17 protein-coding genes are annotated in these 14,659 nt (G+C 64.7%); 6 read left to right on the forward strand and 11 right to left on the reverse strand.

All coding sequences use genetic code 11. From position 1 onward, the window contains the following. Positions 1 to 23 precede the first annotated feature (23 nt). Both RGD00_RS19420 and RGD00_RS19425 read right to left on the reverse strand, forming a co-directional pair. A complete protein-coding gene (locus RGD00_RS19420) occupies positions 24 to 284 on the reverse strand; it encodes a hypothetical protein (protein WP_310458929.1) in 261 nt (86 codons plus the stop codon). Continuing rightward, on the reverse strand, positions 281 to 583 hold the full coding sequence (locus RGD00_RS19425; RefSeq protein WP_310458930.1) for a helix-turn-helix domain-containing protein: 303 nt from the start codon (positions 581 to 583) through the stop codon (positions 281 to 283). The genes RGD00_RS19420 and RGD00_RS19425 overlap by 4 nt, the downstream gene beginning before the upstream one ends. A 112-nt stretch (positions 584 to 695) precedes the next feature. Here RGD00_RS19425 and RGD00_RS19430 point away from each other — a divergent pair, with 112 nt between their 5' ends. The 4 genes from RGD00_RS19430 to RGD00_RS19445 all read left to right on the forward strand — a co-directional run bounded on the left by RGD00_RS19430 (position 696) and on the right by RGD00_RS19445 (position 3,440). After that, a complete protein-coding gene (locus RGD00_RS19430) occupies positions 696 to 1,442 on the forward strand; it encodes a S24 family peptidase (protein WP_310458931.1) in 747 nt (248 codons plus the stop codon). An 11-nt stretch (positions 1,443 to 1,453) separates the two neighbouring features. Next, entirely contained in the window at positions 1,454 to 2,308 is an 855-nt protein-coding gene (locus RGD00_RS19435) for a hypothetical protein (RefSeq protein WP_310458932.1), read from the forward strand. Positions 2,309 to 2,314: 6 nt separating this feature from the next. Further along, positions 2,315 to 2,560, forward strand: coding sequence for a hypothetical protein (locus tag RGD00_RS19440; RefSeq protein ID WP_310458933.1), 246 nt, complete (start codon positions 2,315 to 2,317; stop codon positions 2,558 to 2,560). Between the two features lie 61 nt (positions 2,561 to 2,621). Beyond that, positions 2,622 to 3,440, forward strand: a complete 819-nt coding sequence (locus RGD00_RS19445; protein WP_310458961.1) for a DNA adenine methylase — start codon at positions 2,622 to 2,624, stop codon at positions 3,438 to 3,440. A gap of 316 nt (positions 3,441 to 3,756) precedes the next feature. Here the strand turns inward: RGD00_RS19445 and RGD00_RS19450 are convergent, their stop codons facing one another. Together RGD00_RS19450 and RGD00_RS19455 are read right to left on the reverse strand one after the other, a co-directional pair. After that, positions 3,757 to 4,047, reverse strand: coding sequence for a hypothetical protein (locus RGD00_RS19450; RefSeq protein WP_310458934.1), 291 nt, complete (start codon positions 4,045 to 4,047; stop codon positions 3,757 to 3,759). Positions 4,048 to 4,144: 97 nt separating this feature from the next. Next, entirely contained in the window at positions 4,145 to 5,263 is a 1,119-nt protein-coding gene (locus tag RGD00_RS19455) for a type 2 periplasmic-binding domain-containing protein (protein ID WP_310458935.1), read from the reverse strand. Between the two features lie 592 nt (positions 5,264 to 5,855). Here RGD00_RS19455 and RGD00_RS19460 point away from each other — a divergent pair. After that, complete coding sequence (locus RGD00_RS19460) at positions 5,856 to 6,329, forward strand: TRAP transporter small permease (protein WP_310458936.1); 474 nt, start codon at positions 5,856 to 5,858, stop codon at positions 6,327 to 6,329. Beyond that, positions 6,329 to 7,831: a TRAP transporter large permease gene (locus RGD00_RS19465; protein WP_310458937.1), complete on the forward strand. Its 1,503-nt coding sequence runs from the start codon at positions 6,329 to 6,331 to the stop codon at positions 7,829 to 7,831. Before RGD00_RS19460 ends, RGD00_RS19465 begins: the two co-directional genes overlap by 1 nt. Positions 7,832 to 7,913: 82 nt before the next feature. On the opposite strand, the gene RGD00_RS19470 is transcribed toward RGD00_RS19465, so the two are convergent. The 7 genes from RGD00_RS19470 to RGD00_RS19500 form a co-directional block, all read right to left on the reverse strand. Further along, positions 7,914 to 9,053, reverse strand: coding sequence for an MFS transporter (locus tag RGD00_RS19470; RefSeq protein WP_310458938.1), 1,140 nt, complete (start codon positions 9,051 to 9,053; stop codon positions 7,914 to 7,916). 16 nt (positions 9,054 to 9,069) lie between these two features. Next, the gene (locus RGD00_RS19475) at positions 9,070 to 9,600 is read right to left on the reverse strand and encodes a nuclear transport factor 2 family protein (protein ID WP_310458939.1); all 531 of its coding nucleotides are present in this window, start codon (positions 9,598 to 9,600) and stop codon (positions 9,070 to 9,072) included. A gap of 69 nt (positions 9,601 to 9,669) precedes the next feature. Further along, the gene (locus tag RGD00_RS19480) at positions 9,670 to 10,458 is read right to left on the reverse strand and encodes an SDR family NAD(P)-dependent oxidoreductase (RefSeq protein WP_310458940.1); all 789 of its coding nucleotides are present in this window, start codon (positions 10,456 to 10,458) and stop codon (positions 9,670 to 9,672) included. Positions 10,459 to 10,528: 70 nt separating this feature from the next. Further along, entirely contained in the window at positions 10,529 to 11,233 is a 705-nt protein-coding gene (locus RGD00_RS19485; protein ID WP_310458941.1) for an EthD domain-containing protein, read from the reverse strand. Positions 11,234 to 11,245: 12 nt separating this feature from the next. Beyond that, positions 11,246 to 11,980: an SDR family NAD(P)-dependent oxidoreductase gene (locus RGD00_RS19490; RefSeq protein WP_310458942.1), complete on the reverse strand. Its 735-nt coding sequence runs from the start codon at positions 11,978 to 11,980 to the stop codon at positions 11,246 to 11,248. Between the two features lie 103 nt (positions 11,981 to 12,083). Then, positions 12,084 to 12,974 (reverse strand): type 2 periplasmic-binding domain-containing protein, encoded by an 891-nt coding sequence (locus RGD00_RS19495; protein WP_310458943.1) that lies wholly within the window; start codon positions 12,972 to 12,974, stop codon positions 12,084 to 12,086. 56 nt (positions 12,975 to 13,030) lie between these two features. Beyond that, positions 13,031 to 14,650: an FAD-dependent monooxygenase gene (locus RGD00_RS19500; RefSeq protein ID WP_310458944.1), complete on the reverse strand. Its 1,620-nt coding sequence runs from the start codon at positions 14,648 to 14,650 to the stop codon at positions 13,031 to 13,033. Positions 14,651 to 14,659: the final 9 nt, after the last annotated feature.

A 14,659-nucleotide genomic window follows, 5' to 3' on the forward strand; every position in this document is an offset into this window, starting at 1 on the left:
GGTGTCGAGGTCCATCGCGGGCGTCATGCGATCTCTCCCAGGACCGGCAGGATCTGGATCTCGCCCCGGCGCATCAGCTCAACCTCGGCCTCGACTTCGGCCAGATCGACGAGCAGCCCTTGCAGGCTGCGCATCGACACCGACAACCGCGACAGCGTCTCCGGATCGGGGCGAATGCCGCCGGCCAGCAGGGCGATCACCTCGCCCAGATCGCCCGCCGCCGCCCGGAAACCCTTGGCCGACACGTCAAACTCGGGCGCCTCTCTGGACAGGATCGCGCTCATGCCGCCACCTTGCCGTCAGCAGCCGCACCCGCTTTTTGACTCGCCACCGGCGGATACTTGTTGGTATCGAGGATGCGGGGTTTTCCCTTGGGGTAACGGGACGGCCAGATGTTCTCGGGCTTCTGGCCGATGAAATCGGCGATGATCTTCTGCGCCTTGTAGCTGGTCCGGTTCTTCACCTGACGGAAGACGTTCGGGTTGAGGCCGTTCCGCTTGGCAAGCTCGGTGAGGGTCATGCCGTTGCGATGGAGTTCGGCCACCACGGCGGGCCAGTCCATCACGGCGTCCTGTTTCGTCATCGGGGTTCCTCCGACAGGAAGCGGGTGCCGCTAACACCCGCCTTTTGTTGGCGATGTTGGTTCAACAGCACATCCCGCGAGGGGTGTGCATAAGTAAGGGATAGCTCCATATATGGCGCTGGTCAATCCAAATCTGGATGAGCCGCGGCTGCGTGCACGTGTGGCCGCCGCGATCTCCGCTGGTGGTGGCGTTGCGCAAATGGTCAAGCGCACTGGTATCCCTAAGGGAACATTAGAAAAATACGCGGCCCAGACATCAACAGCCTCATTTGCCAACGCAGCAAAGATAGCCGCAGGTGCGGGCCTGACGCTTGATCAAATCGCCTTTGCACAAGAGGATATATCCAAATCTGGAGCAAAGACCCACCTTAGAGAGATGTTAACACGGATGGGTCAGCAGGCGCGCGAGTACAGGCCCTCATCCGGCCATCGAACGTCTGACGCCTTCATCCATCTGCCGTTCTATCCCGAGGTCACCGCGTCAGCCGGTCCTGGTGCCTTGGCCGTATCGGAACAGAGCGACAGTGTCATCGCATTCGCCCGCAGCTTCCTGCGCGATCACGGCGCCGTACCTGACCGCTGCTCAATCATCCGCGCCAAGGGCGACAGCATGGCTCCGACGATCCCGGATGCGTCCCTGCTGATCGTCGATCACAGCCAGGCAGAGATCGCAAACGGCTGCATCATGGTGGTCAGCGTTGGCGACGACCTGCTGGTCAAGCGCGTCCGGCGTCGCTTGGATGGGCAGATCGACCTGATATCCGACAACCCCGCCTATCCGCCCGAAACCCTCCAGCCTGCCGCCCTACAGCAACTGCGCGTCGTCGGGCGGGTCGTCTATTTTTGCAGAACACCTTGAAGGAGTGAAAGATGCGCCTTCTCTCAGCAGTTGCCAGTTGGGCTTTTGTTCTCAGCGGGTCATTCGTCGCCGCGCATCCTGCTTGTGATCTGAAGGCAGGCGAACGCGTTCAGGTGGACGACCTCGATGCGTTTCTCGACGCGGTAGAAGGGGCTGCGGTTCAGAAAGACGAGTTCGAAACCACCGAACAGTTCGAACAGCGCAAAGCCAAAGCAGCCCTGACATCCCCAGGGTTTGCGCTCGATATTTTGACGGACCAAGAACATGCAGTCTACGATGCGGACCGCTCGACTTGGACCTTCCGCGAGTTTTTTCTTAGCGGCGGCACCTACAATTTTGATGATGAGGCACTGGCGGAGGCTGGCCTTGCAAATGCTGGCTGGAGCTACTCCAAGATGCTTCGTTCAAGCGATGTGGCTTTGGGGAGCTATGTTGCCAGCAACGCTTACGGAAGTGAGGTGCTCGTGGCCAAGGGGCTGGCAACCCGCACCGGCATCATCGAGATTGCATGGGGGCACCCTCTTCCGTCCGACTACATGGCGAGATTTGACCCTAAGTTCCAGATGCCCCTGACGCTTCGGCTGCCGGCTGCTGGTCTTCCAGATGGACTGGAGATGTCAGCTTTCGAGGTTCCAATGAGTGTAGGGGAGGCCCGTCTGGCTAAGGGAGGGTTCCGGTTTGTTGTCGCAGGTGAGTTAGCTGAGCCCTTCCGCATCACCTATACCCGTCACATCTTCCCCAAGATCGACAACCCTAGGGACGTTACTGTTGAGATGACCTATCTGATTGCTGATATTCAATGCGGGATCCTCGCAGATCAAGAAGGAAGGGTTCTGACGGTACTTCCGACGGTAGCGCCATTTTAAACCAACATGCCCAGACACCCACCGAAAACCCCGCTCGAACTGGCCGCCCGCGCCATCTGCCGGCGCCGGGGCCTGCCGGAAGATACCCGCTTCCAGGGCGCCAAGATGTGGCAGGCGCATCTGGGCGAGGCGATGGCCATCCTCCAGGCCGCGCTGCCACCCGAAGACTTCCGCCGCCTTGTCCTCGATCACCCCTGGCCGGGACCGATCCCGCCGGAGTACCGTCAGACGCGCGATGATCCTGACACCTGACACAAGCAGATGTTCCTGTTAAGTTCCACGTGATCGTTGCGAACCACAGGAACCACCGTTGCTGATCCCCATCACCCCGACAGCCCCCGCCGCGCCTTGGCTCGGCGGCAAACGCAACCTTGCCAAGCGCATCTGCGGCCTGATCGATGCCACGCCGCACACCACCTATGCCGAACCCTTCGTGGGCATGGGCGGTATCTTCCTGCGCCGCGCGATGCGGCCCCGAGCCGAGGTCATCAATGATCGCAGCCGTGACATCGCCAACCTCTTCCGCATCCTGCAGCGCCACTACATCCAGTTCCTGGACGTACTGCGCTTCGGCCTGACCACGCGGGCCGAATTCGAACGCCTCGTCGCGGTGCCACCCGACACGCTGACCGATCTGGAACGCGCAGCGCGCTTCCTCTACCTCCAGCGCACCGCCTTCGGTGGCAAGGTTTCCGGGCGCAACTTCGGTGTCGACAAGACCCGGCCGGGTCGCTTCAACCTCACCACGCTGGAACCGATGCTGGAGGATCTGCACACCCGCCTCGCCGGCGTCGTGATCGAGTGCCTCGACTGGGCCGAGTTCATCCCCCGGTATGACGCCGATGGCACGCTCTTCTACCTCGACCCGCCGTACTGGGGCTGCGAGGACGACTACGGCCGCGCGATGTTCGCCCGCGCCGATTTCGCCAGGATGGCCGAGCTGCTAGGTGGCATCCGCGGCCGGTTCCTGCTGTCGCTCAACGACCTGCCGGAGGTCCGGGCCACCTTCGCCGCCTTCCACCTGACCGAGGTCCGCACCACCTACACCGTCAGCGGCAAGCGCAACGATCCCGCGGGTGCGCGGGCCGAGCTGCTGATCTCGAACTGGCCGGTTGAGGGGTGTCAGGATTGATCGGATCAGACGCCGCGGAGGCGGGATCCTGACGGAAAATCGCTTCCCACTTCCCGCTTCGCGGCCAGTCGCCTCACATCCTAGATTTCACCTATATTTCCAATGGCTTGATCCTGGTTCACGGTCCTTGTGGTAAACTGGGAAGCGATTTCCCACTTCAGCCGTCCCGGGCGCAGGCTCGACTTCCCACTTCGGGGCCAGATCTCTCCCTTTGGCGCTGCTTTTCCTCAATGCTGGTTGGATGTTACCGTTTGCGCGGTATCTGTCGGACAAATGCGCGGATGTTGCGTGCCCGAGGCCCCGAAATCCGACATTTTCACCGGTCTTCCCGCACGACACGCGACGCCACGAATGGTCCCAGATCACGGTTTTCCTTCACGCTTTCAAAGGCTTCCGGCTTGCCTCTCGGAAGTGGGGCCTCTGGCCAAAGCTGGTACCCCCCAACAGTGGACGGTTCGTTCATCGCGACAAGTTCGGCGCCGGGGCCGAATACCTGCATCAGTTCATCGATATGCCCGGCATCCATCAGTTGCGTATACTGCGCGAAAACGCTGCGCACGGCTTCTGCGGCTTCGAGGCGCGCGATTCTGGCGTCCAGCCCGGTCATCGTGGATCTTCCTTGTTCCGGCGGGGATCGTGGCGGGCCCGCACGGCCGCGGCTTTTTCGAGGCCGTGCGGATGCGGTCACTGGCGGCGCGGGCGCGTCATTCCTTCGTGCGCAGCTGGTCGATGATCTCGGCGAAGGCGGCGGTCAGCGGCGCGAAGTCCGGCGGGCTGTCCTTGGTCTTTTGCGCGAATTCCGCCCAGGAGGCATAATCCTCGGCAAAGCCGAGCCGGTCGATCGACGCCTGGCGCCATTTTTCGCGGATGGCGGTCAGTTCGGCGATGGCCGCCGCCGGTTCCGTCACCGAGGCGGGGGCTTCGGTCGCCGCAGTGGCGCGCACCTGGTCGTGGTACGCCTCGATCTTGGCCCGCATCGCCGCGTCCGGGACGACAGGATGGGCATTCGCGGCGATGCCCTTGTTGGCGGAATCGACCTGCGCGTTCATCACCCACATCACCGTCTCGGCGGCGAACCTGGGGGTTTCTTCCCAGATGATGTCCTTCACCTCTTGCGGGAAGTCCTCCCAGACATCCTTGTTGAAGCCGAAGATGGACTGCGCATAGCCCGTCAGCCCGGCGAAGTTGTAGTATTTGCCGTGATCCCAGAAGCCGAGCGCACCGATATCGTTGTGCCCGCCCATCCAGCAATCGATCACGCCGGACTGGAACGCCTGATAGACCTCGGTGATCGGCAGGCTCACCGGCGTCATGCCGAGGTTCTGGGCCTCTTTCGTCCAGGTATCGCCGCCGACCCGGATGCGCTTGCCCTGCAACGATTCGAGCGTGCTGTTGTCTTCCTTGCACAGGATTCCGAACGGGCCCGTCAGGGGCAGCGACGGCATCAGCGGAAAGATATTGGCCTCGAGCAGTTCGCTGCGGTGCGCCTCGAGATCGGTGCTCCATTCCATGTTCGCCAGCGCGTTCAGCACGGTTTCGCGCACCGGGTTCGGATCGGTCGGCAGCGCCAGCGAACCCAGCCACTTGTCGACCGGGAAGCGGACCGGATCATAGGCACCCAGGACATAGCCGAACTCGAACAGGCCCGACCCCAGGCCCGAGGCCAGATCCTTGGCCGGGACGAGACTGCCCGCGAAGTAGTATTCGAACTTCACCTTGCCGCCGGTCCGTTCCTCCACCCGTTCGGTGAAGGCCACCATCGGCTTGGTGAACCAGTTGTCCGGGCCATAGAGCGTCGCGACGCGCAGCGTCACCGGATCCATCCCGGCAAGGGTTGTTTCGGCCTATCCGACCGAGGCCGCACCCATGAAGCAGGCGGCGGCGGCCAGACCCGCAAAGGTCGACACGAGTTTTGTCATCAGAGTTTCCTCCCTGAGGTTCCAGGATACGGTTTACAGCCAGCGCAGGGAAACCGCGCTGCAACCTTCTCGACTCATCTAACGATTTTATGTAGAAGAATCGATTATACGCTACGCTGGCGTTCGATCCACGTCAACGGGCAAGCGCGATGTCCCGTCGCGAAACAGCCGCCTACGCGCCTTGCCGGCGATTGACGCGGCAGGAACGGCATATTATCATGGAATCGATTTTTTATAATAAAAACGGTAATCTTTCGCGGGAGGGAATGCCGAAGGAGCGCGCAGCAAAGCGGCGCGAACGGGAAGACGCCGGGGGCGCCTCCGTTTTTCGGATTCTGCCCCGAACCCTCTGGCCCCACCACCCGCAGAAACGGACGGAGCACCGTTCATCGACGCCATCCATCGCGTCGCAACGACAGAGAGGAACAGAACGGATGACAAAAAAAATACAAGTAGCGGCCACGCTGCACGGTTCGGCAAGGCTGCATTCGTCGCTTTGGGGATAGTCTGTATCTATGCCCTCATTCTGCTGACCTTCGCCGATGTCCTGGCGCGGAACCTGGCCAACCAGCCGATTCCCGGGACGCTGGAGGTCTCGATGTACTGGCTGATGGTACCGATGAGCTTCGTCGGCATCTGGTGGGCCGGGCTTCAGCGCGAACATGTGCGCGTCACGCTGCTGGACGACCTGATGGGCGCCAACACCGCGCGGCTGGCGGAAATCGTCGTCGCGCTCGCCGCGCTCGGATTTCTTCTGGCGACCGCGACCGTGGGCTTCGAAGAGGCGCTCAAGAGCATGCGGGGCGGCGAGTACGAAGGGGCCTACAAGGTCGTCATCTGGCCGGTCCGCTTCATCTCGGCCCTGGGTTTCGTGGGCTTCGCCCTGGTGGTCGTCGCACAGCTTGTCCAGGACCTGAAGACGGGGGTCCGCCCCCACGGCCCGACCCTCGAAGAACCGGAAGCTCTCTGATGGCACAGAATATCGACAACAGCTTCGCCGTGGCCGAACCGGCCGCATCCGGGCGGGCCGCGAAATCGCCCTGGGCGGGCCTGCCGATCGCGGCGCTTCTGATCCTCGCGGCCTTTGCCTTCGGGGCGGCCTTCTTTCTGAGCATCCCGCGCGAGGTGAAGGCGCTCATGTCGCTCGGGCTGATGTTCGCGCTGATGGGCCTGGGGATGAACGTCGGGCTTGCGATGGGCCTTTCCGGGGCGCTCGGGCTTTATGCGATGCTGGGCACCAAGCCGGTCTTCGTCACCCTGGCGCAGATCCCCTTCACCAATATCGCCAGCCCGACGTTCCTCGTGCTGCCGATGTTCGTGTTCATGGGGCTGATGCTCTGGCATTCGGGCATCACGACCAAGCTTTACGCGGCGGCGCGCATCCTGTTCTGCTGGCTCCCCGGGGGGCTGGCGGCCACCACCAATATCGCGGGTGCGGGCCTCGGCGCGGTCAGCGGCTCCACCATCGGCAACACCTATGCCCTCGGACGCATCGCCATCGGCGAGATGCTCAGCTTCGGCTACGACAAGCGCCTCGCCGTGGGATCGGTGCTGAGCGCGGGGACGATCGCGCAGTTGATCCCGCCCAGCATCATGATGGTGATCTACGCGGGCTTTGCCGAAATCCCCGTCGGCCCGCAGCTGATGGCGGGGATGATGCCGGGGCTGGTCCTTGCGCTGGCCTATGTGCTGTCCGCGGTCGTCATCGCGCTTGTCCGCCCCGAATGGGTCGGCAAGGGCAAGAAGAAGGCGGACGTCGATGAGCCCGTGATGACAGCGGCCGAGAAGTTCAGGGTGGTCCTGGGCGCCTGGCCGGTGCCGGTGCTGATCCTGATCATCGCCGGGGGTCTGGCAGGCGGTTTCCTCACCGTCACGGAATGCGCCTCTGTCGCGGCCATCGGCTCGGCGCTTTACTGTCTGGCGGCGCGGGGGTGGAAACGGTTCACCCATGCGGCCATCGACGCGGCGAAGGGCACCCTGTCGGCGACGGGTTCGGTCCTGTTCCTGATCGTCGGCGCGGCGATCTTCAGCCGGCTGCTTGCGGTGACGGGCGCGGCGCAGTGGCTTTCGACCAACATGCAGGCGCTGTCGGGCAATATCGTGCTGTTCGTCTTCACGCTGATCATTCTGTATTTCATCCTCGGGATGTTCATGGATTCGATCGCCATGATCCTGCTGACCGTGCCGCTGATCCTGCCGGTGGTCATGGCCGCCGGCTACAGCGACATGTGGTTCGGCGTGTTCCTGGTGCTGATGGCGGAAATCGGGGTCCTGACGCCGCCGGTGGGCATGCTGGTCTTCATCGGCTACCGGATGGTGATGGACCCGCAGATCAACCGCGGCCAGAAATTCACCCTGCGCGACGTGTTCGAAGGCGCGATGATCTTCGTGCCGCTGGCGCTTGGGGTGGTGGTGCTGATCGCGATCTTCCCCGAACTCGTGACATGGTTGCCCGAACGGATGGTGCGATAGACCCCGGGGCACGATGCGGCCCGACAAAGGGGGGCGGGGAAACCCGCCCCCTTTCTTCATGGCACCTTCCGAGGACGCGGGCTCAGCCCTCCGGCCGACCGCGGTGCGGGCGGAACGCGAAAAGAACCGCGAGACCCACCCCCGACAGGAGGCTGGCCACAAGGCCCAGCCCCCCGAGCCCTGACCAGCCGATGACGGCGGCCCCGACGCCCCCGCCCAATGCGACGCCGATATATGTGGCGGTGGCGTTCAGCGCGAGGATCAGCGACTGGTGATCGGGCGCATCCCGGACAAGCGCCATCTGTTGCGGAACCATGAAAAAGGCCGAGAGCATCGCCCAGCAGGCGGCGACGGCCATCACCGCCGCCAGCGGCAGCGCCCCCAGCGAAAAGAGCGGCAGCAGCACCAGTTGCGACGCCAGCACCAGCACCAGAACACGCCACGGGCCCAGGCGGTCGACCATGAAACCGGCCAGAAAGCCGCCGATGGCACTGGCGATGCCGATCACCAGCAACAGCAGGAACGGCGAGCTTTCGCCCCGATCGAGCGCCAGCGGGCCGATATAGGTGTAGACCGTGTTGAACGACGCGACCTGAAGCACCGTCAGCAACAGGGCGGTCAGCGCCCTGGCATTGACCAGCAGCAGCCGGTAGCTGGCCGGGGGTTTCGGAAAACCGATGCGCCGGGGGGTCGAAAGCAGGATCGCCAGCAGCGCCGCCAGAATGCACAACAGCACCACGGCCAGCACCATGCGCCAGCCGATCAGGGTTTCCAGCCAGATCCCGACCGGGATGCCCGCCGCCTGCGACAGGGTAAGGCCGACGAAGATCACCGACAGGTTGCGCCCCCGGCGTTCCGGCGCGCTCAGCGTATAGACGGTGCTGGCGGCGATGGGGGTATAGGCGCCGCCGCCCAGGGCGCATATGGCGCGGCCGATCAGGAACGTGTTCCAGTCGGGCGCGAGGGCGCAGACGAGCGTCCCGCCCCCCAGGATCGCCAAGGAGCCCATCAGCATCGCGCGCCGCGGCCACGTGCCCGACAGGTTGACCACCAGCGGAGAGCTGACCGCATAGGTCGCCGCATAGACGACCATCATCAGCCCGGCCCCGGCGTTCGAGACCCGCATGTCCTGCGCAATCGGCACCAGAAGGCCGACCACGAGGAAAGCACCCAAGCCTATCGCGAAATTGCCCGCACCGATTGCGTAGATCGCCTTTGACATGTGATGGCTTGCCGGATCAGCGTGATCGTTGCTCTTTCGGCAGCAACGACTCCGCTTCCGGAACAGAGGCTTCCGGCGCCGGACGATCCGCCAGAGCGTAGGGAAGCACCGGTTCCAGACGGCGGAACATCACATTCAGATGTCGGGTCAGTATCTTCCATTCCCCCGACCTGAACTCGTAACGGTCGTCGTAGCGGATCATCTGGTTGTAGGAGAGATCGATCGTTCCCCGTCCCGGGGTGATGAAATCCTGTTTCGTGAAATGATAGGCGAAACAGTACGTAACGCCAACCGCACTCGTGTCGGACACCTCGCAGTGCTGGGGCTGGATCGCGTGGTGGGTTTGGGAAAAGGCCGCCGCAAGCCGCGCGGGCAGTTGCAGGATTTCCTTATGCCCCCGCGAGCCGGCCAGTTCGCTCGTGCTCCAGCTCGAGTCCTCCCAGAAGACCTCGCGGAGCAGATCGGCATTTCCCGTGTCGAGTGCGACCGCATACTTGTGGGACAGGCGAAGGATGTCATGCTCATCCTCGAACCGTGATCTTGTCATGTGGCACCTTTTTCCTGGCCGGTTCCTGCGTTTACCGCCAGCGCCACGCTCCGATCTGGAGCGCGGCGCTCATTCGTCGGCACTGATCGGGGTCTCGCGCGGGAAGCGGCAGTTTGCCCATCCTCCGTCGACGTGGAGGATCTGGCCGGTGATGAACCCGGCCTCGTCGGAGGCAAGGAAGCGCACGGCCCGGGCGATGTCGACCGGCTGGCCCACGCGGCGCAGCGCGGCGCCGTCGATCAGCACATGGCGCCGCCAGGGCTCGGACCGGATGCGATCGGCAACCAGCGGCGTCTCGATCAGGCCGGGGGCCACGGCATTCACCCGGATGCCGTTCGGGCCGTAATCCGTCGCCATCTGCCGCGTGAGGCCGATCACACCGGCCTTGGAGGCGGAATATCCCGCCGTATTCTGCGCGCCGACCTCGCCGAAGATCGAGGCGGTGTTGACGATGGCGCCGCCGCCCGTTCCGATCATCCGCCCCACCGCCCAACGGGACAGGCGAAAGAGCCCGACCAGGTTCACGTCGAGGAACTGGCGGAAATCCTCGTCGCCGGTGACGAGCGCGTGGCCGCCGCGGCCGATGCCGGCATTGTTCACGAGGATGTCGAGCCGCCGCCTGCCCCGATCCAGCGCCTCGTCGAGCAGAGGGGGCAATGCCGCGTCGGTCACGTCGCCCTGCACGAAGGTGACGCGCGGGTCGGCCGCAAGCGCCGCGCGCCCGCCCGCGTCGCGATCCACGGCGACGACATGCGCCCCCGCCGCCGTCAGCGCCCCGGCGATGGCAAAACCGATCCCCTGCCCGGCCCCGGTCACGACGGCTGTCCTGCCGCTCAGATCTGTGGGCGCGAATGTCATGGCCACTCTTCCTTTCCCAAATATGAAGGTTGCACGGGCGCGGGCCCGGTCCGGCCTGCACGCGGCCCTGTCACGGTTCCGGCCAGTAGTCGCGGTCCAGTTCTTCCGGCATCAGCTTGGCCTCTGCCCGGGTCAGGAAGGCGCCGCCCTTGGCGCTCAGCGCCTTCAGCCCCGCCACCAGGGGCCCGTCCTCTGCCGTCAGCAGCGGCAGTTCGTCGGCGCGGACGGGATCGAAATAGAGATAGAAATCCGGCCATTCGAACGCATGCAGCGGCGGTTCCTCGCGGATGTCCTGTGTCAGCGCCTCTTCCGCGTAACAGGGGCACAGGCCGCGGAAACCCTCGATGAAGTCCTGCACCCGGGCGCGGAACGCGGCAGGATCGGCACCCTCGGGGCGGAACAGGATGCCGATGATCCGGCGGGTCGAAGGGATGGGCCGGTTCGGCGCGCCCACGGCCTCGCTGCCGCTCCACCACCCCAGAAAGCGCGCCTCGTCCTCGAGCAGCGCCTTGCGGTCGGCCATCTTCGCCTTGACCGCCTGATAGGCCTCGGGCGTGCCGTAATCGAGTTCGACAAAGCCGGCGATCTGGCGCATCTGCGCCGTCGCGGTCCAGATCATGCGGCTGACATGGCACTGGATATAGCGTTGCGCCCCGGAAACCCGGATCACCTCGTTGGTATGCGGGCCCGACCAGTATGCGTGATAGTCGAGCAGCGACATGTCGGCGCGTTTACCCAGAAGGATGTGACGCTTGGTGGGGTAGGATGTGGTCATGGGGTTCTTGTCCTATGCGTTCGGCATGCCGGTCAGCACGCGGCCGCCATCGACCACGAGCACCACGCCGGTGATGTATTTCGCCTGATCCGACGTCAGGAAACCGACGGCGGCGGCGATATCCTCGGGTTCGCCGAAATGGCCCAGGGGGATGCGGCGGATGACATTGCTGTAGTCGCCATCGTTGCGGCCAAGCAGCATCGGCGTCTTGATCGCCCCCGGCGCGACGGCGTTGACGCGGATACCGCGCGAGGCGAATTCCAGCGCCAGCGATTTCGTCAACCCGCCGACCGCCGCCTTCGACGCCGCATAATGGGCAAAGTTGAAGGCCCCGAACATGGCGACCGAGGCGATGTTCAGGATCGCGCCCCCCGACGGCATCCGGGGCAGCGCGCGGCGGATCAGTTCGGCCGAGGCGACGACGTTGACCTCGTAGTTCCGGCGGAAATCGTCGCCGGTCAGGTCGGTGAAGGGCTTCACGTCGAAAACGCCGGCGTTGTTGACGAGGATGTCGATCCGTCCGGTATCGGCCACCAGCGCGTCGAGCGCCGCGCCATCCGTCAGATCCAGCGTCACCTCGCGGGCGCGGTGGCCCGCGGCGCGCAGATCGGCAGCGATCGCCGCGACCGCTTCGGCGTTGCGGTCCACGGCGACGATCTCTGCCCCGCGCCCGGCCAGATCGAAGCAGATCGCGCGGCCGATCCCGCCGCCCGCGCCGGTCACGACGGCAATCTTCCTGTCTTCCATTGTGCATTCCTCCTCTGGGCGGGTTTCCCGGCGCATGGGTTCGCCTTGCCGTCCCGCCGGCACATGCAGTCCGGGCCCGGCCATCCGGGCCCGGGTCGATCCGTCACTCCATCGTCCGCAGCTTGGCGATGATCTGGGCGGAGGCGTGGGTCAGCGGCGCCGCATCGGGCAAGGCACCCGCGGTCTTCTGCGCGAACTCCGCCCAAGACGCATAATCCTCGGCGAAACCCAGACGGTCCTTCGCGGCTTGCTGCCATCTGGCCTTGGCTTCTGCCAGTCCCGCTTTGCCGTGATCCCAGAGCCCGAGCGCCCCGGCATCGCCGTGCCCGCCCATCCAGCAATCGATCACGCCCGACTGGAACGCCTGATAGACCTCGATGATCGGCAGGGTGACGGGCGTCATCCCGAGGTTCTGGGCCTCTTTCGTCCAGGTATCGCCCGCGACGCGGATACGCTTGCCCTGCAACGACCCGAGTGTGCTGTTGTCTTCCCTGCACAGCGTGCCGAATGGCCCCGTGACAGGCAGGGACGGCATGAGCGGGTAGATGTCGGCCTTCAACAGCTCGTTCCGGTGCGCCTGGAGCCCGGCGGTCCATTCCAGCGTGGCGAGCGCGGTCAGGATCGTCTCGCGCACCGGATCGGGATCCAGCGGCAGGGCAAGCGATCCCTGCCACTGATCGACCGGAAAGCGCACCGGGTCGTATGCCCCCAGCACGAAGCCGAATTCGAACAGGCCCGAACCGAGGTCCGAGGCCAGATCCTTCGCCGGAACGAGGCTGCCGGCATAGTAGTATTCAAAGGCCACCTTGCCGCCCGTCCGTTCGGTGAAGGCCGCCATCGGCCAGGTGAACCAGCTTTCCGGCCCGTAGAGCGTCGCGATGCGCGGCGTCACGGGCTTCATCTCCGCCAGCGTTTCCGCGGCGGCCATGGCGGGCAGGCCCGCAAGACCGGCAAGTACGGTCAAACCGGCAAAGGTCGATCCGAGAGGTGTCATTCTTTCCTCCCCCATGTTACGGCCAATGCAGGTCGCCCCGTTCGTTCCGCCGCGGGTCAGTTCGCGCGCCCGGTGATGCGGTCGATCACCCGCAGGGCCGTCGCCTCGTCGCAGCGTTCACCGCGCCAGGCGACATGCTGATCGGTCCGCACCAGAACGAGCGGCGCCTGGTAGATGGGCGCGATCGCCGGGTCTTCGACATGCAGCACCTTGAGCGGCACCCCCCGCGCCGCCGCCGCCGCCTCCAGACCCTCGCTTGCATCCGGGTCGCCGAAGTTGAGCAGGGTGAACCAGCGGCCCAGATGATCGAACAGCGCCGTCCCGTCGCGCAGGAACACGCTGGGAAGCCGCGCGCCCGGCACGGTGTTGGGTTCGTAAACCGCCGGATCCTGGCTGAAAGTCGCACCCGGCTCTGCCGCCACGGCGGGCGAGTCGGCGTAGACATAGCCGTATTCGATGCCCCAGGCCTCATTCTCGAGATTGCCGAGCCGGGCGATTTCCTGCCCCACCTCGGCGCGGCGGGCATCGCCCTCGGGGCCGGACTGGTAGAGCCGGTCATCGTAAAGCGCGCCGATCTGGCGGCGGACGTCGTTGTTGGCCCCCGCGGCATCGCGGTTGCGTACCCCCACCGGGCGGCGTTCGATATCATAACTGTCCAGCAGCCCGGGGTCGGCATAGCCATGCAGGACCGCCGCCAGCTTCCAGCCCAGGTTGGTCGCGTCGCCGATGCCGGTGTTCATGCCGTAGCCGCCGGTCGGAATGTACTGGTGCGCGGCATCGCCCGCCAGAAACACCCGCCCCTTGCTGTAGGAGTCCGCGACCAGCAGATGCGGCGTCCAGACATTCGCCACCAGGATCTCCGCCTCGATGTCGTAGCCGAAGAACCGCCGCAGCATCGCGCGCGCATCGATTTCGTTCGGCAGCGTGCCGTCCTGATAGCGCGTGTGCAGGGTCCAGACATCGCGGTCGTTCTGGGCGATGAGGGTGCCGTTGACCGACTGGAAATGCCAGGCGACGCCCCAGCGTTCGATCAGCGAGCGGTCGTCGGTGCGGAAATGGGTCATGTAGCGTTCCATGATCCGCGCCTGACCATCCAGCTTGATGCCCAGCCCCTCGCGCACCAGGCTGCCGCCGCCATCGCAACCGGCCAGATAGGCGCAACGCACCTCCAGCGTTTCGCCCGTCGTGACATCGCGCAGGACGGCGCTGACCCCATCGGCATCCTGCCGCAACGCATCGAAGGCCGTGTTGTAGCGCAGTTCCACCAGCGCGTGACGCTCGATCAGCTTGCGCAACTCGGGCTCGATCACCACCTGCGAAACCCGCATCGACGGCTCCAGCGGCTGGGTTCCGTCGTTCCTTTCCCGGATGACCCGGCGCCATTCGTCCACACTGGGATAGACGAAACGGTGCAGTTCCACCCCGGTGAAATCGGTGATCCAAGTCACGTCGAAGGGATTGGCCGCGGGCACGGCGGCCGCACGCAGCTCGTTGGCGATGCCGAGGTTGCGGAACAGCTCCATGCTGCGGCCGTTGGTGATGTCCATCTTGGGGTGGCGCGTGGTCGTGGGATTGCGTTCCACGATCATGGTGCGGATGCCCCGCTGCGCGAGATCCAGCGCAAGCGTCATGCCGACCGGGCCGGCGCCCGCAATCAGAACAGGTACATCAATCATCCTCTTGTC

The organism is Ruixingdingia sedimenti (assembly GCF_031432425.1).
GTDB classification, from domain to species: Bacteria; Pseudomonadota; Alphaproteobacteria; order Rhodobacterales; family Rhodobacteraceae; genus Ruixingdingia; species Ruixingdingia sedimenti.

Bases quoted from the DNA above. Each gene is read 5' to 3' on its own strand.
- RGD00_RS19420 (WP_310458929.1), bottom strand. From the start codon at position 284: ATGAGCGCGATCCTGTCCAGAGAGGCGCCCGAGTTTGACGTGTCGGCC.
- RGD00_RS19425 (WP_310458930.1), bottom strand. From the start codon at position 583: ATGACGAAACAGGACGCCGTGATGGACTGGCCCGCCGTGGTGGCCGAA.
- RGD00_RS19430 (WP_310458931.1), top strand. From the start codon at position 696: ATGGCGCTGGTCAATCCAAATCTGGATGAGCCGCGGCTGCGTGCACGT.
- RGD00_RS19435 (WP_310458932.1), top strand. From the start codon at position 1,454: ATGCGCCTTCTCTCAGCAGTTGCCAGTTGGGCTTTTGTTCTCAGCGGG.
- RGD00_RS19440 (WP_310458933.1), top strand. From the start codon at position 2,315: ATGCCCAGACACCCACCGAAAACCCCGCTCGAACTGGCCGCCCGCGCC.
- RGD00_RS19450 (WP_310458934.1), bottom strand. From the start codon at position 4,047: ATGACCGGGCTGGACGCCAGAATCGCGCGCCTCGAAGCCGCAGAAGCC.
- RGD00_RS19455 (WP_310458935.1), bottom strand. From the start codon at position 5,263: ATGGATCCGGTGACGCTGCGCGTCGCGACGCTCTATGGCCCGGACAAC.
- RGD00_RS19465 (WP_310458937.1), top strand. From the start codon at position 6,329: ATGGCACAGAATATCGACAACAGCTTCGCCGTGGCCGAACCGGCCGCA.
- RGD00_RS19470 (WP_310458938.1), bottom strand. From the start codon at position 9,053: ATGTCAAAGGCGATCTACGCAATCGGTGCGGGCAATTTCGCGATAGGC.
- RGD00_RS19475 (WP_310458939.1), bottom strand. From the start codon at position 9,600: ATGACAAGATCACGGTTCGAGGATGAGCATGACATCCTTCGCCTGTCC.
- RGD00_RS19480 (WP_310458940.1), bottom strand. From the start codon at position 10,458: ATGACATTCGCGCCCACAGATCTGAGCGGCAGGACAGCCGTCGTGACC.
- RGD00_RS19485 (WP_310458941.1), bottom strand. From the start codon at position 11,233: ATGACCACATCCTACCCCACCAAGCGTCACATCCTTCTGGGTAAACGC.
- RGD00_RS19490 (WP_310458942.1), bottom strand. From the start codon at position 11,980: ATGGAAGACAGGAAGATTGCCGTCGTGACCGGCGCGGGCGGCGGGATC.
- RGD00_RS19495 (WP_310458943.1), bottom strand. From the start codon at position 12,974: ATGACACCTCTCGGATCGACCTTTGCCGGTTTGACCGTACTTGCCGGT.
- RGD00_RS19500 (WP_310458944.1), bottom strand. From the start codon at position 14,650: ATGATTGATGTACCTGTTCTGATTGCGGGCGCCGGCCCGGTCGGCATG.